We start from the raw sequence: 26234 nt of genomic DNA, 5'->3' as shown, positions 1-26234 counted from the left end.
GGTAGCGATAGCTTTATAAAGGTTATCACCTTCCTCTTGTTGAAGTAACGGAGCGTTTAGTGGAAGAAGCACCGGAAAATTGAAGCTTTTTTTGTTGAAGTGGCGTCTATCATAAAAAAGGGGGAACAAAATGAAGAAGAGGCTTACTTCTTATTTATTAATCCTACTCACATTTATTACGGTAGTAGGATGTTCAAATAATAATCAAGAGGCTAACTATACTGATAGTAATAAACTAGATGAAAATACTTCCCAAATACTTAGACCACCTAATTTAGTAATTTCAGTCGGTGAAGATAAAATCGAAGCTATACTAGGAACTTATACTTGGAGTTATATTGATGATAATGGAAATGGTGCTTCAATCGCTGCTGATGCAGATGCTCCTACAAGTATTGTTGAGAAACAAGAACCAGTAAAAGTAAATTCAAACACGATTGTTACATTAGAATTTGAAATGTCTCCAACGCAATTCCAGATAAGAGATTGGGATACTGAAAAAAATGTTATAGGGTCATACAATGAGTTAGACCTTACAAATCATGAAGGCATTAAAATTTTCGAGGTTCTTGCTCATTGGGAACAGGGAACCGCAAGTTATTCTTTCTCCTTAGATATTGAATGAAATGTTATTAAGCTAAAGGGGGCAATCCTTCAATATTCAGTGATTGCCTGTTTTCTTATTAAAGTAAAGCACCCTTATATGTAGTATCCGTTCAAAAACATTGATATGGTGCACCTTTTACCTTTGTTTACATGTAATCATAGATAAGCGTATAAGGACTTGACCTGGAGCCTCTGGGGGGCATGATTGGTCCTGAAAGGCTGAAGTAGGTGTTTCAGCAGGCAAGCCAGCCTATCATACCCCCCTCCCAGGAAAGTCCTATCGTTGTTTACGTTGAAAACTATAATTATTAACTATATATAACAAGTAAACAAAGATAGGAAACAGGCTTTTTTTGCATGTTTATTAACGTTAGATACGGTCGAAATTCATACTACATATAAGGTCAGGTTAGTTGAACAAGACACTTTTGTTGGTATTTATCTCAGAGGAAATGATATACACTTTCGAGACGAGATATTTGAATAGACAGAACAATATAATAAATAAATAAAATCCTCTTCATTTATTTAGAAATCTTTGGTAATATCTGAATTAGAGATGTAAAGAAAGGGGAATCTATACTACATATGTGGAATACCTTGAAATGATTAATTAATTGGATAGAGACGTTAATCGGTCCTTGATAATAAAGGATACGTTTATTCGTCTATCTGAAATCATTCAGGGGATACATGGTGTGGACAATTAAATCCCCATTACCAAGCAGATACCTTTGTGCATCTGCTTTTATTTATGGGTAAAAATACATCTCTATTGACACAATCATAGCGTCCCTAAATTGGGGGAATTTTTAATAATGAAAAGTCAGTACGAAAACGAAGAAATGTTATCAGGTGGGAATGTCTCAAACGTATATCGTTCGGGAGATACTGTGCGACGAGACTTAAAGGAAGATAGCCCCAAAATTCATAAGTTGTTAAAGCATTTGGAGAACAAAGGTTTCAGTTACGCACCAAAGTTTTTAGGTATTGATGAAAAAGGAAGAGAGATATTATCATTTATTGAAGGAGACGCAGGTAATTATCCTTTAAAAGAATACATGTGGTCTAATGATGTCTTAAAAGAAATAGCGAGAATGCTTCGTCTTTACCATGATGCTGTGAGTGACTTTCCGTTATCAGATGATTGGAAACCGATAGATAATACTCCAAACAAAATAGAAGTTGTATGCCACAATGATTTTGCCATATACAATATTATTTTTAATCACAAAAGACCAGTAGGCATTATTGATTTTGATGTTGCTGGTCCAGGTCCAAGACTTTGGGACATAGCCTATACTCTTTACACTTGCGTCCCTTTAAGTAGACCTTATAATACTAAAACAGGTGAGGCAGTTTGCTATGATCCATTAAAGGATGGAGACCGCATAAAACAAAGGGTTAATTTATTTTTTGAATCCTATGGTATTGAGGGAATGGAAAAAGGCTTTTTAGAGATGGTATTGCTACGAGTTGAAGGATTATGTAAATACATGATAAAAAAAGCCAGTGAAGGTGATGTGGCTTTTCAAAAGATGATAGATGAAGGGCATCTTGAACATTATCAAAATGAACTTCAATTTATTCGTGAACATGGAAAAGAGTGGATTTAAGAAAACAGTTTTCTTTAAGTAAATGAATATTAGTAGCGTTAAGCCTAGAAGGTTTGACGCTATTTTTGTTAATGTTATTTCTACGCAAGGGGCAGCATTACAGTGCTAATAGCAGATGAAAAAGAACAAGTTTGTGAATCAATGTACTTAAATTAACGGGGGCGATGCTTGAATATTCGAATCATCGCTTTCCTTGCTCGACTAACTTGGCAGGATTATTGAAGAAGTAATTGTGTTATGATGGTGTTCGATATGACTAAAAGGGTGAGAAAATGAAACTTTATAATTTTGCATTGTTTTTGATTTTATTATTAAATACTATTTTTATTATCAATTTTCTTAAATTTCCCAATTACTCATACATTTTGTGGTTTATTCTTTTTATTGCTGGATTAGTTTTTTCGATTAAGTCGTTGGGTAAATATCGTTCTAAGAAGAAAAGAATTTCTCTCTCAGTAATTTCTATTGTTGCCAATATAAACAGTTTAGCTTTTTGTTCTTTAGCGATTTTTGCAGAATATATGATGGGACCACCTGCTTAAGAAAAAATCTCTTCTTCAAGTAACAGGTGCATGAGTTTAACAACAGGAGTTGTCATTCGGCAGCTCCTGTTGCTTATTGCGCTAACGAGACAGAAGAGTTAAACAAGAAAAAAGTAATTAATGACTAAAGTAAAGGGGTGTTAGAAGTGGGAGAAGCGTTAACGTTGATTTTAATTGTCGAATTTGTTGCATTAGTTATTGCAGTATTTTTAATGAATGATAAATTAAAAATACTGCAATATCGTTTGGAACAACAGATAGAACAAAATGAAAAAATCATCAAACTTCTTTCAAAAAAAGAAGAGTAAAATTTTCACTAACGGGTGCTTGAGCGAAAGAGTGGGAGCTGTCGTAACGGTAGCTCCTTTGGCTTATTGCGCTAAACCAGCTAATAGTTTGTCAATATTTTTCAATAAAAAAGTTTAAATGCAAATGATATACTAAAAATGAGTACACTAAATAACCTACCATTTCTCAGCACTTGGAAGGTTTTGGACTATTTAGCTAGACGTAGTGATTATACTACATCTTGGAATAATGTGTTGCTTTTTAACAGGGCAAAAATCCAATGTAAGAGCTTATTTACACAAGCAATGACAGCCACTTTGAAAGGCTTTCCTTCATCACGTTTCTTGTCGTAGAACTCACGTAATTTCTTATTACGAGGGATAATTTCATCACTCGTTTTCTTCTTGCGACAGTCTCGAATTGCACACCTTACACCCATATATAATGCGTGCCGAAGCCTACTGGAACCACGTTTTGTAATCCGATTCTTAGTAGCTGTGAATTTACCAGATTCAAAAACGCTTGGATCTACTCCAGCGAATGCGACTAGCTTCTTAGGATGATCAAATCGATCGATTTCCCCAATCTCGGATATAATCGTTGCCGCGATCTTTTCTCCGATTCCAGGAATTGATTTGATAATGGTATATTCTTCAACTTCTTTCGCAAGGGCATCTATCTCTGACTCTAACGTTGATAGGTGCTCTTTGTATTGGAGAAGAATATTAATAAACATCCCCAGACTCAAAATATGACTCTGATAAACAGTTTTCTCAAATGGATTACGCATAGCTGCAGCTCTGAGCTGTTCTGTTTTCTCACTTGCCCAAACCCTTGAACGACTCTTACAGAACTCATGAATGGTGCTTGTTAGGGTTTCATCATCCGCATTTAATATATCCTCAGACGAAGGAAAGGTCCTTAGAGTTAATAGAGATACAATAGAGTATAAATCTCCAAACACACCTCTATACTCAGGGAAAACCTGATCGAGAATGGCTTGAAACTGTAACTTTGTTTGAATGACAGTACCAGTAATGTTCTCATGTTGTCTTGTAAGATTACGTAAGTTTAATAGTTGGACGCCTCGTTTTTTATAGGGTTCTAGTTCCTCTTTATAGAAAAGTTCGCACAATAGATAGGCATCAACTGCGTCAGTCTTTACCTTTCGTAAGCTAGAACTTTTGGCCTTATAAGAAATTAATGGATTAATAATAATTAATAGGTATCCACGCTCCTCAAGATAGTGAACGATAGGACTTTGATAATGTCCTGTTGCTTCTAGAATAACCGGAGGTTTCTTCCCAGTCTCAGCTTTCACTTCTTCAATAAATCGGACAAGATAATCTAGTCCTTCAAGAGTATGAGATACTTTAAAGCTCTTACGGTATGGTTTTCCCTTGTCTAAGAAAGCCTGAATCTGACTTTCTCCTTTTGATACATCCAGACCAATGACTGGATTCATTCGATATCCCCTCCAAAAGATATATTAACCGGTACCCCTAATCCTTCTTGCAGTATCACAGCTTCGCTTGTTATACGAGATCTACGTCCCAACCAGCCTCAATCATGTTTCTACAAGTAGGGGGCAAACTGTTTAGCTGACGGGATCAAGTCCCACGGGCAGTTACGTTTTACCCCGGCTACCGTTATAATAAGACCATATTAAAAAAGGTCAACCAGAAATATTTTCTTATCTGGCTGACCTTATAATACGAACGGGGCAGAATAGTGGAATAAAGAAGGATTGTTCTTAAAGGAAAATATCATTAAAATAAATTGAACAAATTCAATAAAAGAGGTAAGAAATGTTTACTTACAGGTATAAAAGGTTAATTGAGGATTTTTTAAATGAAGTAATTTCTGTTGAGGATTTTGAACACAACTACCTAAGTACATTTAAAAAAGAGACAGAAAGAATGGATAATACGCTATTCCATATCTTAAACGGAGTCTTTGAAGCAGTTGATTGTTATTGGCGCGAATGTCTTCCTGGACAAGAAACTGCCTTTGAAATTTCCGAACAACAACTAAGGAAAGAAGTACGTGAAGCATTAATTAATTTAAATAATGTGTTAAATAACCCTTAGTTTTTCTTCAACGAACTGGCAGGTTAGCTCGCAAGAAATGTTGTAGAAAATATAAGTGTTAATTACATAAATATTTTAAGGTGTTATATAATTAATCTATACATAATTTTTAGATAAGTGAGGGGAAATAATGCATAATCCAATGGATAGGGACCAAAAAGTAATAAAAAATGATGAGGAGAAATACAAACAAATCATTGAATATTCATTTGAAACTACAATCATTCATTCTAATCATAAGGTCTTATACATAAATGAAGCTGGCGTGGAACTTTTGAGGGCGAAAAAAAAAAAGGACTTAATCGGAGCTAATGTAGTAGATGTTTTTACTGAAGACTATAGAGATTTTATTATTGAGAGAATACGACAGGGAGAAGAGGAGCGTCGGGTTGGTGAACTAATGGAAACAACAATATACAGAGTTGATGGTACGGTTGTTGAGGTTGATCTTTTCTGCCACCCTGTTATGTATGGTAAAACCAAAGCAATGCAATCGATCATTCGTGATATCACTCCACGTAAAGAAGCTGAGAGACAACTTATAAATGTTATGTCACCTATTGTACCTATATCCCGAGACGTTGCCGTCCTTCCATTGGTAGGTCACGTTAATGAGGATAGAGCCATTCGACTTTTAGTTAATTTACCTCCCAAAGTTCAAAGCCAGGAACTTAGTCGTTTAATTGTAGATGTTTCGGGTCTTTATGATATAGACGAAGTTATATTAGATTTTTTATATAAAGTTCATTCTATACTGAACTTATTAGGAGTTGACTCAATATATACAGGGATAAGACCAGAACTTGCTCACAAATTGGTAAATAGATATGGTAAAAGTGAATTAACCTCTTTAAATACCATGAAGGATGTGGAACAGGCATTAAGATATATAAGCAATTCAAAGGAAAATAAGAATGATGTGTTCTTCAACTAAAGGGTGCAATAGTGTAATAAGGAGTTGTCAAGACGGCAGCTCCTTTTATTAATGTTAATGCGTAGTAGACAATTACTGCGCAATTAATAGCTTTCCTTTGTTTAAAGAATATACTTGAAGTGATGAAACTTTTACTTATTGGTGAGTTCCGCAATTGAGCTAGATTGTCGAACACTAGTATATTGCTATTGAATACTCTATTGTTTCCAAAATAATTAATATAATCTATAGAATGATCCATAATAGTAAATTATAATTGTTTATAAGGAAAATAGTGGGAGGTTATTTATGTATTTGAAGTGGTTTGGTCATTTAGGAACATTAGGATCATTAATAGGTATTATTTTTTTAATAGAGGGAAATGAAAATCCTTCTGCATTTTTAATGGGGTTCTTAATCTGTCTAGCAATAATTTTATTTATTTTAGCTATTGTTTGGGAGATGAAGTTAAGCCAGAAAAATAAAGGGATTTATTGTAAAAGTGAAAAGGAAATTAACGAATATATGTTTCGTTGGATTAATAAAGGTGGAAGAGTCACTATCTTTACAAGAGACATGAGTTGGGCAGAGGATGATATGGTTATTAAGGATATGTTACTTAAAAAGGCTAAAAAAAATGAGTTAACTATTATCTTAGCTAAGAATAAAGGGTTGACTAAGAACCTCGAACAAAATGGAGCTGGATAGTCAACACTTAACTAGACAACTTTTTTAAGGTGTCCAAGTTTGTATTCAATGGGACTCAAATAACCTAGTGTTCCGTGGATTCGTTTGTAATTAAACCAATTGATATAATTGTGTAATTCAGATTCTAACTCTTTCAGACTATCAAAATGGCGTCCTTTAATGAACTCCGTCTTTATGATTTTAAATGTGGCTTCTGCTACTGCAATATCATAAGGACATCCTTTCATACTAAGCGAACGTTGGATATTAAACGTGGCTAATGCATCATGGATAAGTTTATTTTTGAACTCACTTCCTCGATCTGTATGAAAGAGTCCGATCTTGCGCAAATCTGTTTTCATTGACGCTAAAGCACGATAAACAAGTAAAGCATTTTTATGACGCCCAGTACTATATCCAATAATTTCACGGTTAAAGAGATCAACAAATACACATATGTACTGCCATTTTTTATCGACTCTGACATATGTTAAATCACTCACCACGACAGATAACGCTTCATCTTGTTTAAATTGTCGATCAAGTTCATTTTTTTGTTCTGATTCGTTAGTTCCGCTAGAATATGACTTAAATTGCGCAAGCGTATAAGAGGACACCAAGCCCTGCTCTTTCATGATTCGTCCAATCCGACGTCTAGAAACAACCTTACTACGCTTTACTAATTCCTTTTTAATTTTACGAGTCCCATAGTTTTGGTAACTTTCGTGGAAAATCTCAATAATATCAGAAGTGATATCATCTTCAGCCTGTCGTTCTTTTGCTTCATAATAATAGGTACTTCTCGGGATTTGAAGGACTTTGCACATTGCTGATATCGAGTATTTGTGTTGATTATTCTTAATCACATTTACTTTCGTCCTAGTATCAGCGCGGCTTGCTTTAAAATGTCATTCTCCATTTCCAATTGCTTATTTCTCTTTCTTAGTTCCGCTAATTCCTTTTGTTCAGAAGTTAAATTGTCCTTTTCCTTGAAAGAACCAGATGTCTGACTCTGACCCACCCATTTATCAAGAGACGAAGGAGTGAGGTCATATTCACGAATAATCTCTTTTCTTGGTTTACCACTGTTGTATAGCTGCACAATTTGTTCTTTAAACTCTTTAGTAAATGTTCGGCGTTCTTTTTTAGTCATCGTAGATTCTCCTCAATTATATTATCTGTAGTCTACTTGACCTTAATTTTTCTGTCTAGTTCAGTGTAGCCGATTCACTCGACCCCGGCCAAGAGCAATTAAAGGGTCAATTGTTACATCGATTAATCGTGTTGGAATTCCATAATGTTGTAGTTTGGCTAACCGCTCAATTGGAAATTTAATTGTCTCAAATTCTTGTTCATACATATGTAATGTTTCCCGATAAATTTGGTGTTCATTTGCTAAATGCCCGTTATCTCGAGAGATACTTGATATAACGCTCTTATATTTTGCGGCTTGTCCTCTGTAAAAGACTTCGGCTTGTCCTTGGTATCGATTTAAAATATTTAGAAATTCTTCTACTGTATTAGCTTGATCCATATTAATTGCCCCTCTCAAATAATATTTTACAGTATATGTATTCTGATTTGGAGCTTTTAATAAAAGTTACTCAACATTGATTGCTTCACAGTAAACGATACTGTTAAAAAATTCCTATCGAACGAGACGGTTACATTTAAAGTGATCGTTTCTTGTTTGGCGCTTACAATGTAATAGATATGATTTTTAATAATTGGGTGCATTTTTTTATTATGAAATGTGCATTATTTATGTTTTGAGCAAGGCCTTAAATCAAGCAATTGTTATTCAATAAATGGATATTCATGTTAAAATATATATATAATATTTTAACTATTAAGTACTTTCAACGAAGCGTGTTGAAGAAATGATATTGATTTCACTGTGTGGAAGTTAAATAAGAAAATTTAATCAAAAATATTAATAACTTTTTCATAGTAAAGTTAAGAGGTGTTATATTGGCTAATATATTTGAAAACTTAAAAAGTTTAAAAGTTGACATGGAGAAAAAAGGGTGGTATATCGACTCATTTACATTTAAGTATAAACAGCAGAATTATATAGTTTTGGTAAAATTATATGAAGGTGGTGAAGTAAAACCGAAATACGGACTATTAAAAATCGAATTTTTAGAGAAAGAGAATTTTAACAATAATTTGCTAGTTCATGCTAATTCTGCACAACTTTTGGTTGATGTCAAAACCTTAAGGGAGTATTTTAATATTGAATATAGCAATAATCTGGGAAATATAATCGAACAATTCAGTCAACTTATATCAAAACAAATTCCTACTGAAGTTATTGAAGGTAAATCTTCCACTGAACAAACAGCTATGGTATATTCACTTAGTCAAAGTGATTCAGAGAATCCAAATAAACTCTATTGCTACAAAGTTAAAAGAAATCCTAAAAGAAAAGATAATTCTTTAGGAAAACGAAGTCCATTTAATGATAATAAAACTAGAATTCTTCGACCGGATCTATATGAAAAATTAAAGACTGAGACAAACGTTAGTTTTTGCTATTCTGAAAATCCAGAAGATGAGAAAACAAATGAAGAGATTATCAATAATTGGACTAATAATAATAGATAATCAAATCATAAAACAGTAAATCTTATAATAATACAAAGTCATCTGCTGCACAGTACAATGATAATATTCAATAGAAAAGGATTTTCAACAAGCAGGCGCATTTCTTTAATAAAGAATGCGTCTTTTTCATTTTAGGACCAGATTGCAATATAAAATATGAAGAATAAAATGGATATTTATGTTAAAGTACAAATGAGTTTGTGAAAGATTGTACTTAAAGTAACGGAGAATTTTATTTAATAATGGACTTTTCCAAAAGGGTTCCTCTTGAGGTTATGAGAATTAAATGTTTATAAATTAATGGTGGAGGAGAGTAATTTGATACGATCTGCAACAATATTAGACATTCCTGCAATAACACTACTTAAACAAAAAATGTTTAAAGAAGTTGGTATGGAGCACCTTCTTAGAGTTGATTTTATTCAGGTTGTTGAGAAGACTTACACAGAATTGTATGAAACAGGAAAAGCTATTCATTTCGTCATTGAACACGAAAATGACATTGTTGCGTGTGCTGGGGTATTTATTAAAGAAGATATTCCTTACTGTTTTTATAAGGAAGAACAGTATGGGTTTATTGGTGATGTATATGTAGAGACTTTGTTTAGAAATCAAGGCTATGCAAAAAAGTTAACAAACGAAGTGTTAGATTGGTTTTCTACAAAAGAAATCAAAACCGTCCGTTTATTAGCCAGTGATAATGCAAAAAAATTATACCAATCAATAGGGTTTAAAGAAACAGACCAGATGATTTTACATAGATAGATTGGGTTCTTGTTTAACTAAAGGGTGCTTTACTTTAACAGGAGTAAAGCCTTTTTCTTATTAAAGTAACGTAGCAGATTCTTTAATAAGATTTATGGGTTTTTATAGTAAAGTTAGAGAGGGTCACTAAAAAATATTGTTCAAAAAGGGGATTTACAGTGGGGAAAAGGAATTTATCACAAGGCATCGCTTGCCTTGTTCCGCTAACGTTGCAGGTTTAGTTTAAGAAGGTAAAACTTATATTAGTACAGAAATATAACTTAAATAATTTTTTTCTGAAAGTGGGATTTTTTATGGATTTACAATTTCTATTTCAAGAATCAATTAAAGAAATTCACGAGTTAAACCCTGGTTATGAAAACCACGCTAGCGATGTATGGTTGGTTAAAACAGATAGACAAGAGGTAGTTGTTCGTTCTTCTAGGATGGTGGAAGAACCTAATAATGATTTTTGGTGGGGATGTAAAAAACTGTTCGGTATTGACCCAAGGCAAGTTTATGAATTAGAAAACGTTAATAATATATTAAACAACATCACTTCAATCCCAGTACCTAAAATAATAAATAAAGGAAAAGCTTCTTCGAGACAATTCGTTGTTGTAGAAAAATTAAACGGCGAAGTAGTTCAATCATTTATAGGACAGCCATCTACGGTGTTACAGAGTCTTGGAGAAGGTTTGGCTAGGATTCACCAGTACAAAGAAAATTACGTTGGAACACCATCTGGAAATTTTAAAGTAAAATTAGAAGAATTTAATCAACATTTAAAAGATACAATGACAGAATTGGTTTCTAGATTTTACTATAATCAGGAACAAATAAAAAGCAAACTTGCTGAAATACATAACTTAATAAATGAATTACCTTCCCCTGAATATTCATCATTTGTTCTAGTTGATATGGACCCTACACAATTTTTATCAAATGAAAAAGTAATTACTGGTTTGGTAGATACAGAGGCGTATGTTATCGCCCCAAGAGAGTTAGACTTTATCGGGCTAGAATACGTTCTAGATGAAAAATCGGCAAAGGAGTTTAAATCTGGTTATGAAAAGGTTATGGAAATTCCTGATTTAACAAAATGTAGGGAACCTTATCGATACTTATATCGTTTATTGTCAGTGCAAGGGAAAGTTGATTTAAATGTTTGGTTAAATCACAAGATATTATTTTAAATAATCCTTATTCAATGTAGTGTAGTGTTTAGAGGAATTAAAAGATCGGTTACTCAAGGAAAAATCCCCAGCTTTAGGACAAAAAGTAGGGGATTTTTGCTTTTTAATGGACTTAGGAAAAAGCCCTCCTTATTCAAGAAACGCCACCCGTTACTTTAAGTATAATCCTTCACAATTTATAAAAGACTTTCGTTTGTTTAAACTTTTAGTTAGAAGAAAAATTGAAATCTTCTCCCATAAGTTTAGTCGCTTCATATATAACACCATTATCGTAACTTTTTATGTCAAAATAACCATTATAATAATCCCATACATCAGATTGATTTGACGACTTAATAATACTTTCTAATACTTTGTTAAACAAAGTATTAGCCTCTTCCTCAGTTGGATGCCCTACGACCGTAAGCCTAAACTTAACATCACTTTCCCCGTCAAAAGAAGCCGCAGTAGTTTCTACGTCATCTAATTCTTCAAGTGTTTCTCTTGTTTGACTCAAGGCATTACTAATATCAATGTTGGGTTGTTGATTACAACCAGTAATTAACAATACTAGAACCAATATTGCACCTATAAAAGATAGTTGTTTCATTCTCATTCCCCCTCTAGTCAATTTATAACGATAGGACTTTCTTCAACAACCCTGCTCCGTTACTTCAATAAGAAATAGAGTAATCCCCGTTTCTTAAAGGATTGCACCCTTTAGTTGAAGAGATATTATTGTTTAATGTAATCTCTCAGCAGATGGGATTGCTTCGTTTAATAATCTGCTTAATTTTTCATAATCAATCTTCCAATAGTAACCGCTACTATCCTGCACATAGTTTGTTCCTAAAATCCACAGATTGCCACCATAAGTAGTATTATCCTGTGTTTGTAACAGAATTTTAGTGTATTTTTCAGGTCTTTCATCAGGCGGGAAATTATTTTGTTTGATTTCTAAATACTTTTCCGACTTAGATATCAACTTTGCTATCTCCAAAACTTCCTTTTGATTAGTGATTAGATGTTGAGAAAATTCCTCTTCACTTTCGCTACTAACAATGACCTGTTTTATATCATCTTTAGAAAGAGAAAATCCCCAAATTGATATATGTGTTTGATAATAAAATCCGACATATGCTATTACTACTAGAACAAATGATATTAAGACAATCCATTTCTTTCTATTCATTTTTCTACCTCCTGATTTAATAACACCAGTAAACTAATTCATTGGAAAACAAAATATCCCTTTTGTATGACTGTTCTTCAACTAACCTGCTCCGTTCGTATTATAAGGTCAGCCAGATAAGAAAATATTTCTGGTTGACCTTTTTTAATATGGTCTTATTATAACGGTAGCCGGGGTAAAACGTAACTGCCCGTGGGACTTGATCCCGTCAGCTAAACAGTTTGCCCCCTACTTGTAGAAACATGATTGAGGCTGGTTGGGACGTAGATCTCGTATAACAAGCGAAGCTGTGATACTGCAAGAAGGATTAGGGGTACCGGTTAATATATCTTTTGGAGGGGATATCGAATGAATCCAGTCATTGGTCTGGATGTATCAAAAGGAGAAAGTCAGATTCAGGCTTTCTTAGACAAGGGAAAACCATACCGTAAGAGCTTTAAAGTATCTCATACTCTTGAAGGACTAGATTATCTTGTCCGATTTATTGAAGAAGTGAAAGCTGAGACTGGGAAGAAACCTCCGGTTATTCTAGAAGCAACAGGACATTATCAAAGTCCTATCGTTCACTATCTTGAGGAGCGTGGATACCTATTAATTATTATTAATCCATTAATTTCTTATAAGGCCAAAAGTTCTAGCTTACGAAAGGTAAAGACTGACGCAGTTGATGCCTATCTATTGTGCGAACTTTTCTATAAAGAGGAACTAGAACCCTATAAAAAACGAGGCGTCCAACTATTAAACTTACGTAATCTTACAAGACAACATGAGAACATTACTGGTACTGTCATTCAAACAAAGTTACAGTTTCAAGCCATTCTCGATCAGGTTTTCCCTGAGTATAGAGGTGTGTTTGGAGATTTATACTCTATTGTATCTCTATTAACTCTAAGGACCTTTCCTTCGTCTGAGGATATATTAAATGCGGATGATGAAACCCTAACAAGCACCATTCATGAGTTCTGTAAGAGTCGTTCAAGGGTTTGGGCAAGTGAGAAAACAGAACAGCTCAGAGCTGCAGCTATGCGTAATCCATTTGAGAAAACTGTTTATCAGAGTCATATTTTGAGTCTGGGGATGTTTATTAATATTCTTCTCCAATACAAAGAGCACCTATCAACGTTAGAGTCAGAGATAGATGCCCTTGCGAAAGAAGTTGAAGAATATACCATTATCAAATCAATTCCTGGAATCGGAGAAAAGATCGCGGCAACGATTATATCCGAGATTGGGGAAATCGATCGATTTGATCATCCTAAGAAGCTAGTCGCATTCGCTGGAGTAGATCCAAGCGTTTTTGAATCTGGTAAATTCACAGCTACTAAGAATCGGATTACAAAACGTGGTTCCAGTAGGCTTCGGCACGCATTATATATGGGTGTAAGGTGTGCAATTCGAGACTGTCGCAAGAAGAAAACGAGTGATGAAATTATCCCTCGTAATAAGAAATTACGTGAGTTCTACGACAAGAAACGTGATGAAGGAAAGCCTTTCAAAGTGGCTGTCATTGCTTGTGTAAATAAGCTCTTACATTGGATTTTTGCCCTGTTAAAAAGCAACACATTATTCCAAGATGTAGTATAATCACTACGTCTAGCTAAATAGTCCAAAACCTTCCAAGTGCTGAGAAATGGTAGGTTATTTAGTGTACTCATTTTTAGTATATCATTTGCATTTAAACTTTTTTATTGAAAAATATTGACAAACTATTAGCTGGTTTAGTTTAATAATAATGGTTCTTCTTTTGGCTTTGAATTAAGCTCCTCAAAATTAACGCCCATCGCAGCTGCATGGATTTTAGGATCATATTTATGGTTATTTTTAAGTAGGGAGTAAATTAAGTTAGCAATCTTACCACACAGGTGACCAATCGCTTTTTTCTTACTCATGCCTTCCTCAACCTTACGATCATAATAAACTTTAAAAACAGTAGGATTATACTTACCACTAGCCAGTATAATCAGAGCTATTTGGTAAAGAACACGACGTGCATCTCGAACACCACTATTTGTTTGTCTAGTCCCACTTACAGATGTCCCAGATTGTGTATTTTCAGCTGAGACACCTAAGTATTTTTTAAACTCTTTATATGTATTAAATCTCTCAATATCTCCAATTACACCAATCAATGTACAAGCAATATTTTCGCTAACAAAGGGTAGGGACAGGAGAATTTCAGTATAAGGGTGCGGTAAAATGCCCTTCTCAGGTACTCCCCAAAGTAGCCTATGAATTTCCTTATCTATGAGTTTAATACTTTCCTCAAGCCGTAATGCTTCCTCAATTACCCATGTCTGTCTTCCAATGAGATGATCAACAGGAACAGCAACAGTACTCGGCATTACTTCTGCAAGTGTTTTAGCTGCCTTCTTTGCAACATTCCTGGCTCCAGCTTTTGAAATGGCTTTATACAATTCATCTTCAGTAGATTCTTTCATATGTAAACCAGTTGGGTATTCGAGAACTAATTTCATTACTGAAGAAGATCCCAAACTTTTAAAGGCTTTATTTAAATCTGGATGTGTTACTCTTAATAATTGTTGAACTTGATTTTTTCTTCGAGTGAGTTGAACATTTAAATACCAACGATCTCTCATTACAGTTCTAAAAAGGGACTGTAATACTGTTTGAGGTCTTATTAGAGTTACCCCTTGCATATGGGGGTGTAATTGCTTATGCCATCCCATATATGACATTACTTTAGCATCCATTGAATCTGATTTTTCCGTAATTCCTAAATTATTCTTACGGAATTCTCCAACAGCTTTATTTTCGACTTGGAATAAATCATAACCTTCGTTTAATAACACTTGTTGGACCAAATAGGAATAGTGTCCACCAGTCGGTTCTAAAAGAATTAAAAAGTCTTCTTTGGTTAGCACAAACTGCTTTTCTATTTTTTTAATGGCATCTAAAAATTCGGCTATACCAGCACTGTCAGAATTGAACTTGAGTGTCTTGGTACGTTTCCAAGCTACACCTTTAGGGTCTAAAAAGGCATCAAACTTTATACAAGAAGCCACATGAAAACTAGCCCCAATGTCTATTCCAATATAGAACTGATAAAACTTACGTGAGTTTATATCTTCACGCATTTCGTTTTCTTTTCCATAACTAAATGGAGTAACGGTTTCTTTCATTATTTTTCCTCCGATGAAGCAGTTTGACATATCTGACTATCCAAGTTTCTGTTAGAGCTTTATGCCCAATGTAGCATGTCAGGATTATATCGTCAGATATTTAAATCTCAAATTGAACAAAAGAGTCTAGCTAAGTAGCTCCAAATAACGGTAGAGTTTCAACTGCTTAATAATTATATAAAAATGAATTCGACTTCTATATAGTCTATTAAATATAAAAATACGACAAGTATTTAAGTATTCCTCCTGAAAAATAAAAAATCCTGTCGAAGAGACAGGATTGAAGAGGTCTGTATATTATGTGCAGTGCCGTCATATTACATGGAGTGCCTCACATCTATATAAGAGGTCTAGGAAACTAGCCCCAATCCAGTTAAGGTCGGAATCACCATAAAGGTCACTGCACATCCTTATTTTACATGATTTTTTCCAATAAAAAAACAATGTCCCCAAACTAACGGCAGAGTTTCTCTAAAGAGATCTCACGTTGAATACAAGGGTACATTGATATTAATATTTTAACGCAACAAATCCAATAATAAAAGACTTACGCGTTAGCATGTAATCTATTAAAATGAATGAAAGAAAATTTAAAGCATTACAGAAACTAACGAGCAGGATTGTTTAAGAAGAAAACTAATATGGAGGTGTAATTCTATGCCATTAGAACAGGAAATAATGGGCTTGTTAATTGGTGGATTTTCAATTGTTATAGGTATTGTAATTTTAATTACTGTGTTCCTTTGGAGGAAAAATAAAAGTTCAGGATATATCTGGACATTACTGCATTTAATATTCGTTTCTGTTGGAGTATATTTTGCATTAAAGGGTATATCTTTTGACTACAATCATCCAATGGCTTCAGAAGAAATTTCACTCTGGATAGGTGTTTCTGGAGTTGCTTGGGTATTAAGTATGATTTGTTTAGTAATAGCATTATTTAACTTTTCGAAAGATAGAAATCTTAGTACTTCTTAAACAAACGGGAGCATTCCTTCAACAAGGAGGCTCCTTTTCATGTCACAGAAAAGGAAATTAATGTTAAACTAAAGTAGCAGGGTTGTATAAGAAATTATTAAAATTATGGAAGGTAATATGAGGAAATTTATATTTCTTTTAACATTAGTTATGTTCTTTATGGCAGAGTGTTCTAGTGCAAATGAAGATGAAAAACAACAAAGGATAATAGATTATACTGCATCAATTGGGGCTGTTAACTCTGAACAAGATAATTTCGAAAAGCAAAAACTAAAGTATGAAATAACATTGGCAAATGAAGATGATATAAGTATTGTTGACTCGCCATCTGTCATTCCAGCAAAACTTATACACGATAGACTGGTTGAAACGGTAAGGCAAGGAATAGAATACAACCAAGATACTATCGTAATTAACGGAGAAATTATTTTCGACTCAAGAGGACTTTCAAAAGAAGAAATTACAAATTTTGAACCACTTATAAAAGGTTTACAATTTATTGCTGATAATAATGTAGAATACTTGTTGTTAATTAGAGGGACTAATGATATTAACTTATAACGTTGTTCAACTAAAGGGAGCGATTACGAAATAAGCGTAGTCGCTTCTTTTACTATTGAGCAGTTTAGTGGAAAAAATTACATTATAGTTTCTTGTAACAAATAGCAAAATCATACCGTCTAACTATTAAAAGGGAGTGGCGATATTGAAAAAATTAAGCTTGATTTTATCTTTTATACTTTTAACAGTTGGTTTATTTGGTTGTCAACAAAATAATAACGAGAAGGTTGATAATGAACCGTCTGACATCCAAAGCTTAGAAACGAAAGCTGAGGTCATCGAAGAAGATTTTATATTTCGACTTGTGACGGAAAAAGCAGAATACAATAAGAATGAACCTATAAAAATTTATGCTGAATTAGAATATACAGGCGATAAAGAAGAAATTGAAATTTTTCATTCAGCTTCGCCATTCTCTTTTTCGATGGTTGAGACTACGAGAAATTATGAAATTGGATACTTTATGGAAGAACCATTATTAAGTACGAAACTAATTAAAGGAGAACCACTCCGTGAAGAATATAGAGGTAGTGGCGGATACGACGCTGCACAGGACAAAAAAGAATATATAGAGTTTATGAAGCAAATTATGAATCAGGAATTTCCAGAGGGACATTATGTTGTAAATGGCATTGCAGACTTTGATATTAGAGCTAACGAGGGAATGGAACAAAAGAAAGATTATAAAATAAAAGCTCTGGTTGAATTTAAGGTCAAAAATAGTAATTAAAAAAATAGACTTTTTTCACTAACGGAGTACTTTAGAAAATTAATGAGATGTTATTTTTGCATTTCTTTCGTATTTTCAATATTTCGCAAACGGGGAGCATTACTGGAACAGCGGTAATGCTTTTTCTTTAGGTGAAGAGGCAGGATAGTTGAATAAGATGCTAGATAAACAGGGAGAACCAGTTTGAGAAAGAGAGGTTCTATTGCTTTAATAAAGAGAAAATAAATTACTTTTAATTAGGCTTTGTTGTGTTTAATATTGCTTTTTGTTTAGAAAAATGGACTTCCTTAAAATTGGAAGTCCATTGGTTGTTGGTTTATAAATCTTAAACTAAAAGGTTTCACGTTAGCCATAAGAACTTATTTCTTTTACTCTAATCCCATACCTTCGTCTAAACCAAGCATAATGTTCATATTTTGAATAGCTGCCCCTGAGGCTCCTTTTCCCAAATTATCAAATCTAGAAACAAGTAATATTTCATCATTATGACCAAAAACAAATATATCCAAATAATTTGTATTATTGCATTGCATGAGATTAAAGAAACCGTCTTCAAGATATGCCTCAGAATCGTATGGCATAACTCGAATAAACCGTTCATCTTTATAATACGAGGCGAGCAGTTCTTGAATATCCCTTGCCGTTACATTCTTTATAAACATTCTAGGAAAGAGAGGAATAGTAACAGCATCACCCTGATAATAGTTTCCAACTATTGGTGTGAAAAGTGGTGCTGAGTTTAACCCAGAATATAGTTGCATTTCTGGTAGATGCTTGTGGTTAAGGTTAAGTGCGTATTGTCTTGGTGCAAAAAGCTGTTCTCTTTTTGAGTTCTGATATTCAGATATGAGTTTCTTACCTCCACCACTATATCCTGTTAGCGAATAACAAGACGTAGGGTAATCCTTCGGTATAATTCCTTCAGCTACTAATGGGTGTATAGCTAAAATAAATCCTGTCGCATGACATCCTGGGACAGATACTCTAGATGAATTTTGGATTTTATTTCTTTGATTTTTATGTAATTCTGGTAATCCATACGTCCAATCCTGATTAGTCCTAAACGCCGTACTTGAATCAATTATTTTCGTCTTATTATTACTTATCATAGATACGGAATCCCTTGAAGCGGAATCTGGAAGACAAAGGAATACGATATCAGCTTCATTTATTAAAGCTCTACGGGCTTCGTAATCTTTTCGCTTTTCCGATTCAATTTTGATTACTTCTATGTTAGGTATCTTAGATAAGTAATCATGTATTTTTAAACCTGTTGTACCTTCTTGACCATCCACAAATATTTTATATTTCACTTTTTCACCCCTTAAATATAAATTTATGTATAATTATATACGAAAATGTATATATATTCAACGCAATTTATTGACGTACTTCAATTATGAAATAATAGTTATTTCGTGAACTTAGATAACATTAGTTTGCCATATGTTTTCGTGATTTGATTTTAATTACCTTTTGTAATCAAGTCATTTATTGTGACTTAATTTTTTTGGTGATGAAACCTTTCTAATGAAGAGAGAGTTAGTGAAAAAATGTACTTAAAGTAACGGTAGCAAGAGTTTAAGATCCAGCTGCTAAGTTTGGCAGCTTTATAGAAAAGTGAAATTATAAGAAGGAATTGAGAAAAATGGATGCTTTGGTTGTTGGATTGTGTTTTTAATTCCAGGAATATTCTTTTTCATATTAGTCTTGTTAAAATACACGAAAGAGGAGCATTCGAAGGAAGTTAAGAAGTGGAAGTGGTTAAGAAATGATACCTATGCTTCTTGGGCAGAACAGGATATGATTCTTTTTCACAAAATAGCAAGTAAATCCTACATTATTGCGAAAATAATCCTTATACTGTAAGCACTTATTCCAGTTGTAATCGGTGCTTTCGCTTTATGGGTCTATTTTTCGTAGATTGACTCCTTGCTTGTTGAGCTAACGAAGCAGGTTACTTGAAGAAGGAATCCAAATAATCGGTATCGAATTATATTATAAATTTCATAAGGAGATAACAAACGATGAAGTTCAATACCGTTCACATTGATAGATTATTTATATAATGTACGAAAGGCTGGAATAAATCATGGCAAAAAAAGAAGCACCGAAAATTCAAACAGAACGATTGATTTTACGTCCGAGAGCGGAAAAAGACATTCCCAATATGCTTAAAATGTTTAACAATGATGAAGTAAGAGAATTTCTTGGAAGTAATCCCCCTCGTGATGAACACTCAATGTTAGAAATGGTTAGGAACCGTAATGAAACAAAATGGACTGTCGCATTAAAAGATACTGATGAATTCATCGGTGATGTAATGATTCCAGAAATAGCAGAAGGTTATCTTGGCGAAATTGGTTATCGCTTCATGAGAGAGCATTGGGGATGCGGTTTTGCGTATGAAGCGGTTTCCGCGGTCATTGAGCATTGTAAAAGCACATTAAACCTTAAACGCCTATTTGCTACTATAGATAATAAAAATATGAAGTCAAAAAAGTTAATTGAAAAACTCGGATTTACTTTGGTAGCGGTGTTGCCTGAATCGCATTTATACGGCAGAGTTACCGATGTAGCTTACTATTCTCGTATAGTATAAGCATCCTTACGCTCTCCTGAGAAAAATGAACAAACAGGTGAGTGTTTAAATGGGGGATATTTTTGGTCAAGCGATATGATTTTAGTGAAGAGGATTAGGCGGGAAGATATTGAAAGAGTGATTAAACAACTAATAATAGATGGTGAATTTGAAAGAGTATTTAGTCGTTGTGAATAATAGGCTTATTCCACTAACGGAGGCATTCCTTCAACAAGGGATGCTTTTTTTATGTCAACAGTTGGAAATTAATGTTAAAATAAAGGGCAGATTAGTTTAAGAAACGGGAAATATGAAAGATAAGTGACTATGACTTAGGGGGGGAAATTATGGCAGAGCAAGAAAAATTAAAGATTTTTGATGATAATAAGAACCTAATTGGTGTAGCTTCTCGGGGTGATGTACATAGGATTGGATACTGGCATGAAGCGTTTCACTGTTGGTTTATCAGTAATGAGCAGGGAATAGACTATATATATTTACAACTTCGTAGTAAAAATAAAAAAGACTATCCTAATCTATTAGATATAACTGCTGCTGGACATTTATTAGCTGATGAAACAGTTGAGGATGGAGTTAGAGAAATAAAAGAAGAAATAGGGATAGATGTAGCTTTTAAGGAGTTAATAAGTTTAGGTGTAATTGATTACTGTGTTGTGCAAGAAGGTTTTATTGATAAAGAATTAGCAAACGTTTTTTTATATAGGAGCAAAAATATCTTTGGTGACTTTACACTTCAAGTGGAAGAGGTTTCAGGAATAGTAAAAGCAAAATTTATTGATTTTTCTCAACTTTGGTTTGGTGAAAAAGATGAAATTCAAATTAGTGGATTTGAAATAAATGATGATGGCAAAAAGCAAATAATGAAAGAAAATGTAAGCAGAGATAAATTCGTACCACATCAGGTTCTTTTTTATAAAGAGCTTATTCAAAAGATACAGGAACAGGTTGGATAAAACTATCCTTGTTTCACTAACGGTAGCGTTGATCCAAGTAGGATTAATGCACTTTTTTGTTAAAGTTATTAAACTAACGAAGCAGGTTAACGCAAGAAGGGATGTGTTATATGAAAGTAATTAAATCGGAATCCATTCACCCCCATTTAAGAAAACTTTTATGCTTTGCAACCTCGGAAAAGAATGTTGAGAGAGAATATGAATTATACATCCAATCTCCAGTACGAGAGTTGTATGGGTATGACATAAAAGATGAGGTTGTTGGTTGTATAGGAATAGAATTTCCGGGTCCAAACCGTTGTGAAATAAAACATATTGCAGTATCTCCAAACCACAGAGACGAAGGTATAGGAAGTAAAATGATTAGTTTTATCAAAGATAAACATTCATTATCTTTTGTTTCTGCTGAGACAGATATAGATGCTGTAAATTTTTATAGAAATTGTGGATTCAAAATAACGAGTTTGGGTGAAAAGTATCCAGGCGTGGAACGTTTTCAATGTATTTTAGAAAGTAAATAGGACTATACCATCTTCGACTATTGGTGGCGATGCTTGAACAAGTGCATCACCTTTGTTGTTCGACTAACGAGGCAGGTACTTTAACAAAGAGCTATATGATAATAATTGGAAGAGGTAATTGGGAGGAATATGATGTTAGAATTTATTTTGGGAAATTTCTTTTTCTTATTGAGTTTAGTAGCAATAGGAATGTTTATTATTTTAAGGATAAAAGGGTATAAATCTAAGAGTGCAACAAAACAAGACAAAGAAGAAATTGAACTATTGAAGAGACGTGTGGAAGAATTGGAACGAAACAAATAGTGAAATAAAAAAGGTTCAAGTGTAAATATTATTCAATTAACGGGTGCGTTTCTGTAATAAAAGCAGATATGCTTTTTCCATTTTGCAGACTTTAAAAAGGGAATTAATGTTAAAGTTGAATTGGTAATTAAGGGTTATTCGACTAACTGGCAGATTACTTCAAGAAGAAATAACTTGAGTTTCTAAAAAGAAGTTGATTTTTCAAGAAGTATTGTATATGATATGAAAAATATAAAAATTCTGTGATGAAGAGAGTAGTTATGAAAATGTCTAAAGCGAGTTAGGGATGGTGGAAGCCTAATAGTCATATCATAATGAAGCGCACTTCTGAGAAGTAGCCTGAAAACAGTAGGGTTTAGCCGGTTAAAACCGTTATCAAGTTTAGTAAGAAGGTTCGTGATGAACAAAAAGAGTGGTACCGCGGGTAATCTCGTCTCTAATAAGAGACGGGATTTTTTATTTTATTTAGAAAAGGAAGGTGTTTTAAGTTGAAATTTAAAAATATTTATGCAAAAGAAATTGCATTGCATTTATCATCGTTCTCTCAAAGTGAAGTTGAACAGTTAATTGAGAAGCCTAAGTTTGAAGAGCAAGGTGACTTGGCTTTTCCTTGTTTTTCTCTTGCTAAAACCTTAAAGGAGTCACCACAAAAGATAGCTTTGGAATTAGCGAATAAAATTCAACATCCGCTTTTCGAGACAGTTGTAGCAACTGGGCCTTACGTTAATTGCTTTTTAAATAAGCAAACTGTAAGTAAAGAAATTCTAGAAACAATTTTAAAGGAAGACAAAAACTATGGTTTTGTTCCGATGGGAGAAGGTAAAAACATTGTTATTGATTTTTCCTCTCCTAACATTGCAAAACCTTTCTCAATGGGTCATTTACGTTCAACAGTAATCGGTAATGCCCTTTCAACTATTGCAGAGAAGTGTTGCTATAATGTAACAAAAATTAATCACCTAGGAGATTGGGGAACGCAATTCGGAAAACTAATTGTCGCATATAAAAAGTGGGGCAACGAGAGTACTGTAAAAGAAAATCCAATTGAAGAGTTATTGTCACTTTATGTAAAGTTTCATACTGAAGCAGAGTTGAACCCTTTTCTAGAAGACGAAGCTAGAGCATGGTTTTTAAAATTAGAAGAGGGAAATGACGAGGCCCAAGCTCTTTGGAAATGGTTTAGAGATGAATCACTAAAGGAATTCTCAAATATATATAGACTGCTGGATGTTACCTTTGATACTTATCAAGGTGAGGCTTTTTATAATGACAAGATGGATCGAACGGTTGAAAAGTTACAGAATGTAAACCTCCTTACCGAATCCGAAGGGGCGGAAGTGGTTGAGTTGAAGGAAAATAATCTACCACCCTGTTTGATTAAGAAATCAGACGGTGCAACATTATATGCCACTCGGGATTTAACTGCTGCTGTTTACAGATATGAGAAATACAGCTTTGAGCAAGCTATCTATGTAGTCGGCCATGAACAAAGCTTACACTTTAAACAAGTCTTTCTTGTTTTAGAAAAGATGGGTTATTCATGGGCGAAAGGGTTGAAGCATATTCCGTTTGGCTTCATTTTGAAAGATGGCAAAAAGATGTCTACTCGAAAGGGAAAAGTGGTGCTTTTAGAAGAGGTGATAACAGAAGCAATTGCTTTAGCCAAACAAAACATTGCGACTAAGAATCCTGACCTAGAAGACAAAGAAGAAGTAGCTAAAATGGTTGGTGTGGGCGCAATTATCTTTCATGACTTGAAAAATGAACGACAAAATAATGTCGAGTTTTCACTCAACGACATGTTGAAATTCGAGGGAACGACAGGACCTTATGTACAATATACTCATGCAAGGGCTCGTTCGATTTTAGAAAAAGCAAAGTATAACGAAAAAAGTTTGAATGTTGATGGGTTAACAGACAAACATAGCTGGTCTGTTCTAAAACGTCTCATGGAGTTTCCTGTTGTTATTGAAAAGAGCTTTTCTCAGCATGAACCTTCGCAAATTGCAAAATATCTTATAGATGTATCTCAGGAGTTCAACAAATATTATGCCCATGTCAAAGTTCTCAGTGATGATAACCTTTTAGAGAGCAGACTTACATTAGTAAAAGCTGTTACAATTGTTTTAAAAGAAGGACTGAGATTACTGGGAATAAAAGCGCCAAATCAAATGTAACTCTTTTAATATAAATTAAGAGTAGTTGCCCAACGAAAGATCCTATATTAACGAACGATTAGAATCATGGAATGAGACAGGGTTGCTTTTTTATCTTTTCTACAACCGGTAAATAACGGAGTGCGATGCTTGAATATTCGAAGCATCGCTTTCCTTGTTCGACTAACGGAGCAGGTTTATTTAAGAAGGGATTGATAGTAATGAAGTTTGAAACATTAGAATGTTACAATTTACATATGCCTTATGAGGTTAGATTATTTAGTATCGACCAATCTAACATAAAGTTATGGAATGATAAGTATTTGGTTTATGATGTTAGGGAAGATGATATGATATTGAGGCACTATTCATTTTATAATCAGTGGTTCGAAATCAATTGTTCATTTCAATTAGATGGAAAATTGCTTGGAGAACAGGGTCCAATTGAATGGAGTTTTAATTGTGATATATGTAGTCCTTGTTTTAGTGAAGGAAATAAAATTTTTAATGTAGATTTAGAGCTTGATGTTTTAGTAAACCAAAATGGAAAAGACTATATAATTATTGACGAAGATGATTTTGAAGACGCTGTAAATAAAGCATGGATAACGGAAAAGGAACAGGTCGGAGCAAAACAAGGTTTAAATGATTTAAAAGAAATCATTGATTCAGGAAATTTGATTCATTACTTAAATGAAATATGTCCTTTTAAAGACGTAATAAATTGTACTAAAGCAAATCCCATGGAAAAATTTGAAATTAGTGAAATTCAAAAGTTTAAAGAAAAGAATCGAGAACAATGTTACGGAAAAAGGCGATTGTAGGATATATTGAATTATTAAGTTATTCAAATAAAGGGTGCGATGCTTTTACAAGGCATCGCTTTCCTTGTTCGACTAATGGCGCAGGTAAGTGGAAGAAGTTAATGTTAGATAATCAAGCTGGAGATATAATATATCCCGCTTTTTTTTATTTTTTTAGTAATTACTGTAACTTTTTGTGTTACTTATACGATTATTATATGAGTCAACAAGATAAGGAGGGGATTACTTGATAGATGCGGATAGTATCAATGAAAGGATTGAACAAGTATATGATAAACATTACAAAGATGTTTACCATTTTTTGATTTGTTTTACGGGAAGTCGTAATGATGCAGAAGATTTAACTCAGGAGGTTTTTATTAGAGTGCTAAAGTCCCTGTCAAACTTTAATAATCAAGACCGTCTTAAATCATGGATATTGTCTATTTCAAGGAATGTTGCTGTTGACTATTATCGTAGAAACAAGTTTTATTCTTTGTTTAAAGATAGCTTCTTTAATAGTCTAATTTCAACTGAGATAAAACCTGCTGAAGCATTAGAAATCGAAGAAGAAAGAGAAATTGTTAAAAGAGCTATCTTAACACTAAAGCCAAGTTATAGAGAGGTTATTATCCTTAGAGGCATTAATGAAATGTCTATCAAAGAAACTGCAAAAATATTAAATTGTAGCGAGTCTAAAGTTAAGGTGAATTACCACCGTGCGTTAAAAAAACTTCACACTAAACTAGAGTTTAATATGGAGGAGGTATTTGAAAATGCAAAGTGAAAAGGATTTATTTAAAAAGATAAAAAATTCACCCGATATAAACCCACGAGAAGAGTTTGTTATTGAAACTAAACGTAATTTATTACAAAAAGCTCATAGATTACATTATAAGAAAAAAATTAAAGGTTTTTCTTTGTATTTTGCTAGTATAGCTAGTTTCATTGTATTTATTATTATTGGATTTAACGTTTTTAGTAATGATATTAGTCAAATCTTAAGCGGAACAAATAATGTACCAGA

29 protein-coding genes and 1 other annotated feature are annotated in these 26234 nt (G+C 33.6%); of the genes, 22 read left to right on the top strand and 7 right to left on the bottom strand.

The genetic code is table 11. The annotated features are described in order from the left end of the window. Positions 1–130 precede the first annotated feature (130 nt). From CEF19_RS00690 to CEF19_RS23025, 4 genes are all read left to right on the top strand, one after another. Positions 131–625: a hypothetical protein gene (locus CEF19_RS00690; protein WP_100404302.1), complete on the top strand. Its 495-nt coding sequence runs from the start codon at positions 131–133 to the stop codon at positions 623–625. A gap of 799 nt (positions 626–1424) precedes the next feature. After that, a complete protein-coding gene (locus tag CEF19_RS00685) occupies positions 1425–2222 on the top strand; it encodes an aminoglycoside phosphotransferase family protein (protein ID WP_100404301.1) in 798 nt (265 codons plus the stop codon). Between the two features lie 272 nt (positions 2223–2494). Next, positions 2495–2764: a hypothetical protein gene (locus CEF19_RS00680; protein WP_100404300.1), complete on the top strand. Its 270-nt coding sequence runs from the start codon at positions 2495–2497 to the stop codon at positions 2762–2764. A 146-nt stretch (positions 2765–2910) separates the two neighbouring features. After that, positions 2911–3072: a hypothetical protein gene (locus CEF19_RS23025; protein WP_157800854.1), complete on the top strand. Its 162-nt coding sequence runs from the start codon at positions 2911–2913 to the stop codon at positions 3070–3072. Between the two features lie 209 nt (positions 3073–3281). Here CEF19_RS23025 and CEF19_RS00675 read toward each other — a convergent pair whose 3' ends face one another. Next, complete coding sequence (locus tag CEF19_RS00675; protein ID WP_100404291.1) at positions 3282–4517, bottom strand: IS110 family RNA-guided transposase; 1236 nt, start codon at positions 4515–4517, stop codon at positions 3282–3284. 343 nt (positions 4518–4860) lie between these two features. On the opposite strand from CEF19_RS00675, the gene CEF19_RS00670 reads away from it, so the two are divergent. The 3 genes from CEF19_RS00670 to CEF19_RS00660 all read left to right on the top strand — a co-directional run bounded on the left by CEF19_RS00670 (position 4861) and on the right by CEF19_RS00660 (position 6763). Then, positions 4861–5142 (top strand): colicin immunity domain-containing protein, encoded by a 282-nt coding sequence (locus tag CEF19_RS00670; protein WP_100404299.1) that lies wholly within the window; start codon positions 4861–4863, stop codon positions 5140–5142. Between the two features lie 130 nt (positions 5143–5272). Beyond that, positions 5273–6076, top strand: coding sequence for a PAS domain S-box protein (locus CEF19_RS00665; RefSeq protein ID WP_227521886.1), 804 nt, complete (start codon positions 5273–5275; stop codon positions 6074–6076). 288 nt (positions 6077–6364) lie between these two features. Then, the gene (locus CEF19_RS00660) at positions 6365–6763 is read left to right on the top strand and encodes a hypothetical protein (RefSeq protein ID WP_100404298.1); all 399 of its coding nucleotides are present in this window, start codon (positions 6365–6367) and stop codon (positions 6761–6763) included. A gap of 11 nt (positions 6764–6774) precedes the next feature. On the opposite strand, the gene CEF19_RS00655 is transcribed toward CEF19_RS00660, so the two are convergent. Next, a protein-coding gene (locus tag CEF19_RS00655; protein WP_100404297.1) for an IS3 family transposase occupies positions 6775–7895 on the bottom strand; the annotation gives its coding sequence in 2 pieces (ribosomal slippage) (positions 6775–7646 and positions 7646–7895; 1122 coding nt in all). A 60-nt stretch (positions 7896–7955) separates the two neighbouring features. Beyond that, complete coding sequence (locus CEF19_RS00650; protein ID WP_100404296.1) at positions 7956–8276, bottom strand: FRG domain-containing protein; 321 nt, start codon at positions 8274–8276, stop codon at positions 7956–7958. Between the two features lie 437 nt (positions 8277–8713). Here CEF19_RS00650 and CEF19_RS00645 point away from each other — a divergent pair, with 437 nt between their 5' ends. The 3 genes from CEF19_RS00645 to CEF19_RS00635 all read left to right on the top strand — a co-directional run bounded on the left by CEF19_RS00645 (position 8714) and on the right by CEF19_RS00635 (position 11289). Then, positions 8714–9349, top strand: coding sequence for a DUF6037 family protein (locus CEF19_RS00645; protein WP_198510219.1), 636 nt, complete (start codon positions 8714–8716; stop codon positions 9347–9349). A 318-nt stretch (positions 9350–9667) separates the two neighbouring features. Next, a complete protein-coding gene (locus CEF19_RS00640; RefSeq protein WP_157800853.1) occupies positions 9668–10114 on the top strand; it encodes a GNAT family N-acetyltransferase in 447 nt (148 codons plus the stop codon). A 293-nt stretch (positions 10115–10407) separates the two neighbouring features. After that, positions 10408–11289, top strand: coding sequence for a phosphotransferase (locus CEF19_RS00635; RefSeq protein WP_100404294.1), 882 nt, complete (start codon positions 10408–10410; stop codon positions 11287–11289). A 205-nt stretch (positions 11290–11494) separates the two neighbouring features. Here CEF19_RS00635 and CEF19_RS00630 read toward each other — a convergent pair whose 3' ends face one another. Together CEF19_RS00630 and CEF19_RS00625 are read right to left on the bottom strand one after the other, a co-directional pair. Further along, positions 11495–11878: an IolE/MocC family protein gene (locus CEF19_RS00630; protein ID WP_100404293.1), complete on the bottom strand. Its 384-nt coding sequence runs from the start codon at positions 11876–11878 to the stop codon at positions 11495–11497. 132 nt (positions 11879–12010) lie between these two features. After that, positions 12011–12460, bottom strand: a complete 450-nt coding sequence (locus CEF19_RS00625) for a hypothetical protein (protein ID WP_100404292.1) — start codon at positions 12458–12460, stop codon at positions 12011–12013. Between the two features lie 348 nt (positions 12461–12808). On the opposite strand from CEF19_RS00625, the gene CEF19_RS00620 reads away from it, so the two are divergent. Then, positions 12809–14044, top strand: coding sequence for an IS110 family RNA-guided transposase (locus CEF19_RS00620; RefSeq protein ID WP_100404291.1), 1236 nt, complete (start codon positions 12809–12811; stop codon positions 14042–14044). A gap of 134 nt (positions 14045–14178) precedes the next feature. On the opposite strand, the gene CEF19_RS00615 is transcribed toward CEF19_RS00620, so the two are convergent. After that, on the bottom strand, positions 14179–15600 hold the full coding sequence (locus CEF19_RS00615; protein ID WP_100404290.1) for an IS110 family transposase: 1422 nt from the start codon (positions 15598–15600) through the stop codon (positions 14179–14181). Positions 15601–16257: 657 nt separating this feature from the next. On the opposite strand from CEF19_RS00615, the gene CEF19_RS00610 reads away from it, so the two are divergent. The 3 genes from CEF19_RS00610 to CEF19_RS00600 all read left to right on the top strand — a co-directional run bounded on the left by CEF19_RS00610 (position 16258) and on the right by CEF19_RS00600 (position 17869). After that, complete coding sequence (locus CEF19_RS00610; RefSeq protein ID WP_227521885.1) at positions 16258–16578, top strand: hypothetical protein; 321 nt, start codon at positions 16258–16260, stop codon at positions 16576–16578. 117 nt (positions 16579–16695) lie between these two features. Continuing rightward, complete coding sequence (locus tag CEF19_RS00605; RefSeq protein ID WP_100404289.1) at positions 16696–17139, top strand: hypothetical protein; 444 nt, start codon at positions 16696–16698, stop codon at positions 17137–17139. A gap of 145 nt (positions 17140–17284) precedes the next feature. Next, positions 17285–17869 carry a hypothetical protein gene (locus CEF19_RS00600; protein ID WP_100404288.1) on the top strand — a complete coding sequence of 195 codons (585 nt, stop codon included), beginning with the start codon at positions 17285–17287 and terminating at the stop codon, positions 17867–17869. 368 nt (positions 17870–18237) lie between these two features. Here the strand turns inward: CEF19_RS00600 and argC are convergent, their stop codons facing one another. Next, a complete protein-coding gene (argC, locus tag CEF19_RS00595) occupies positions 18238–19182 on the bottom strand; it encodes an N-acetyl-gamma-glutamyl-phosphate reductase (RefSeq protein WP_100404287.1) in 945 nt (314 codons plus the stop codon). Positions 19183–19961: 779 nt separating this feature from the next. On the opposite strand from argC, the gene CEF19_RS00585 reads away from it, so the two are divergent. From CEF19_RS00585 to CEF19_RS00555, 8 genes are all read left to right on the top strand, one after another. Beyond that, complete coding sequence (locus tag CEF19_RS00585; RefSeq protein WP_100404285.1) at positions 19962–20471, top strand: GNAT family N-acetyltransferase; 510 nt, start codon at positions 19962–19964, stop codon at positions 20469–20471. 326 nt (positions 20472–20797) lie between these two features. Beyond that, the gene (locus CEF19_RS00580; RefSeq protein ID WP_100404284.1) at positions 20798–21424 is read left to right on the top strand and encodes an NUDIX hydrolase; all 627 of its coding nucleotides are present in this window, start codon (positions 20798–20800) and stop codon (positions 21422–21424) included. Positions 21425–21534: 110 nt separating this feature from the next. Further along, positions 21535–21945 carry a GNAT family N-acetyltransferase gene (locus tag CEF19_RS00575; protein ID WP_100404283.1) on the top strand — a complete coding sequence of 137 codons (411 nt, stop codon included), beginning with the start codon at positions 21535–21537 and terminating at the stop codon, positions 21943–21945. 132 nt (positions 21946–22077) lie between these two features. Beyond that, a complete protein-coding gene (locus tag CEF19_RS23020; protein ID WP_157800852.1) occupies positions 22078–22248 on the top strand; it encodes a hypothetical protein in 171 nt (56 codons plus the stop codon). Positions 22249–22481: 233 nt separating this feature from the next. Continuing rightward, positions 22482–22689: a binding site (T-box leader), on the top strand. A gap of 47 nt (positions 22690–22736) precedes the next feature. Then, a complete protein-coding gene (gene argS, locus CEF19_RS00570) occupies positions 22737–24425 on the top strand; it encodes an arginine--tRNA ligase (protein ID WP_100404282.1) in 1689 nt (562 codons plus the stop codon). A 200-nt stretch (positions 24426–24625) separates the two neighbouring features. Then, on the top strand, positions 24626–25228 hold the full coding sequence (locus CEF19_RS00565; RefSeq protein WP_100404281.1) for a ribonuclease FAU-1 family protein: 603 nt from the start codon (positions 24626–24628) through the stop codon (positions 25226–25228). A 226-nt stretch (positions 25229–25454) separates the two neighbouring features. Continuing rightward, positions 25455–25994 (top strand): RNA polymerase sigma factor, encoded by a 540-nt coding sequence (locus tag CEF19_RS00560; RefSeq protein ID WP_100404280.1) that lies wholly within the window; start codon positions 25455–25457, stop codon positions 25992–25994. Beyond that, a partial coding sequence (locus CEF19_RS00555; protein WP_198510218.1) for a hypothetical protein occupies positions 25984–26234 on the top strand: 251 nt, incomplete at its 3' end. The genes CEF19_RS00560 and CEF19_RS00555, both read left to right, overlap by 11 nt.

This window comes from Bacillus solitudinis, from assembly GCF_002797395.1.
GTDB classification, from domain to species: Bacteria; Bacillota; Bacilli; order Bacillales; family Bacillaceae_D; genus Halalkalibacter_A; species Halalkalibacter_A solitudinis.
Note: the sequence above shows the minus strand (reverse complement) of the source record. Positions and strands in the feature narration are given on the sequence as shown.

Excerpts from the sequence above, each read along its gene's own strand:
- CEF19_RS00565 (WP_100404281.1), top strand. The coding sequence starts at position 24,626 with ATGAAGTTTGAAACATTAGAATGTTACAATTTACATATGCCTTATGAG.
- CEF19_RS00575 (WP_100404283.1), top strand. The coding sequence starts at position 21,535 with ATGAAAGTAATTAAATCGGAATCCATTCACCCCCATTTAAGAAAACTT.
- CEF19_RS00580 (WP_100404284.1), top strand. The coding sequence starts at position 20,798 with ATGGCAGAGCAAGAAAAATTAAAGATTTTTGATGATAATAAGAACCTA.
- CEF19_RS00620 (WP_100404291.1), top strand. The coding sequence starts at position 12,809 with ATGAATCCAGTCATTGGTCTGGATGTATCAAAAGGAGAAAGTCAGATT.
- CEF19_RS23020 (WP_157800852.1), top strand. The coding sequence starts at position 22,078 with ATGTTAGAATTTATTTTGGGAAATTTCTTTTTCTTATTGAGTTTAGTA.
- CEF19_RS00625 (WP_100404292.1), bottom strand. The coding sequence starts at position 12,460 with ATGAATAGAAAGAAATGGATTGTCTTAATATCATTTGTTCTAGTAGTA.
- CEF19_RS00675 (WP_100404291.1), bottom strand. The coding sequence starts at position 4,517 with ATGAATCCAGTCATTGGTCTGGATGTATCAAAAGGAGAAAGTCAGATT.
- CEF19_RS00685 (WP_100404301.1), top strand. The coding sequence starts at position 1,425 with ATGAAAAGTCAGTACGAAAACGAAGAAATGTTATCAGGTGGGAATGTC.
- CEF19_RS00635 (WP_100404294.1), top strand. The coding sequence starts at position 10,408 with ATGGATTTACAATTTCTATTTCAAGAATCAATTAAAGAAATTCACGAG.
- CEF19_RS00585 (WP_100404285.1), top strand. The coding sequence starts at position 19,962 with ATGGCAAAAAAAGAAGCACCGAAAATTCAAACAGAACGATTGATTTTA.
- CEF19_RS00680 (WP_100404300.1), top strand. The coding sequence starts at position 2,495 with ATGAAACTTTATAATTTTGCATTGTTTTTGATTTTATTATTAAATACT.
- CEF19_RS00650 (WP_100404296.1), bottom strand. The coding sequence starts at position 8,276 with ATGGATCAAGCTAATACAGTAGAAGAATTTCTAAATATTTTAAATCGA.
- CEF19_RS00690 (WP_100404302.1), top strand. The coding sequence starts at position 131 with ATGAAGAAGAGGCTTACTTCTTATTTATTAATCCTACTCACATTTATT.
- CEF19_RS00605 (WP_100404289.1), top strand. The coding sequence starts at position 16,696 with ATGAGGAAATTTATATTTCTTTTAACATTAGTTATGTTCTTTATGGCA.
- CEF19_RS00615 (WP_100404290.1), bottom strand. The coding sequence starts at position 15,600 with ATGAAAGAAACCGTTACTCCATTTAGTTATGGAAAAGAAAACGAAATG.
- CEF19_RS00670 (WP_100404299.1), top strand. The coding sequence starts at position 4,861 with ATGTTTACTTACAGGTATAAAAGGTTAATTGAGGATTTTTTAAATGAA.
- CEF19_RS00660 (WP_100404298.1), top strand. The coding sequence starts at position 6,365 with ATGTATTTGAAGTGGTTTGGTCATTTAGGAACATTAGGATCATTAATA.
- CEF19_RS00610 (WP_227521885.1), top strand. The coding sequence starts at position 16,258 with ATGCCATTAGAACAGGAAATAATGGGCTTGTTAATTGGTGGATTTTCA.
- CEF19_RS00665 (WP_227521886.1), top strand. The coding sequence starts at position 5,273 with ATGCATAATCCAATGGATAGGGACCAAAAAGTAATAAAAAATGATGAG.
- CEF19_RS00630 (WP_100404293.1), bottom strand. The coding sequence starts at position 11,878 with ATGAAACAACTATCTTTTATAGGTGCAATATTGGTTCTAGTATTGTTA.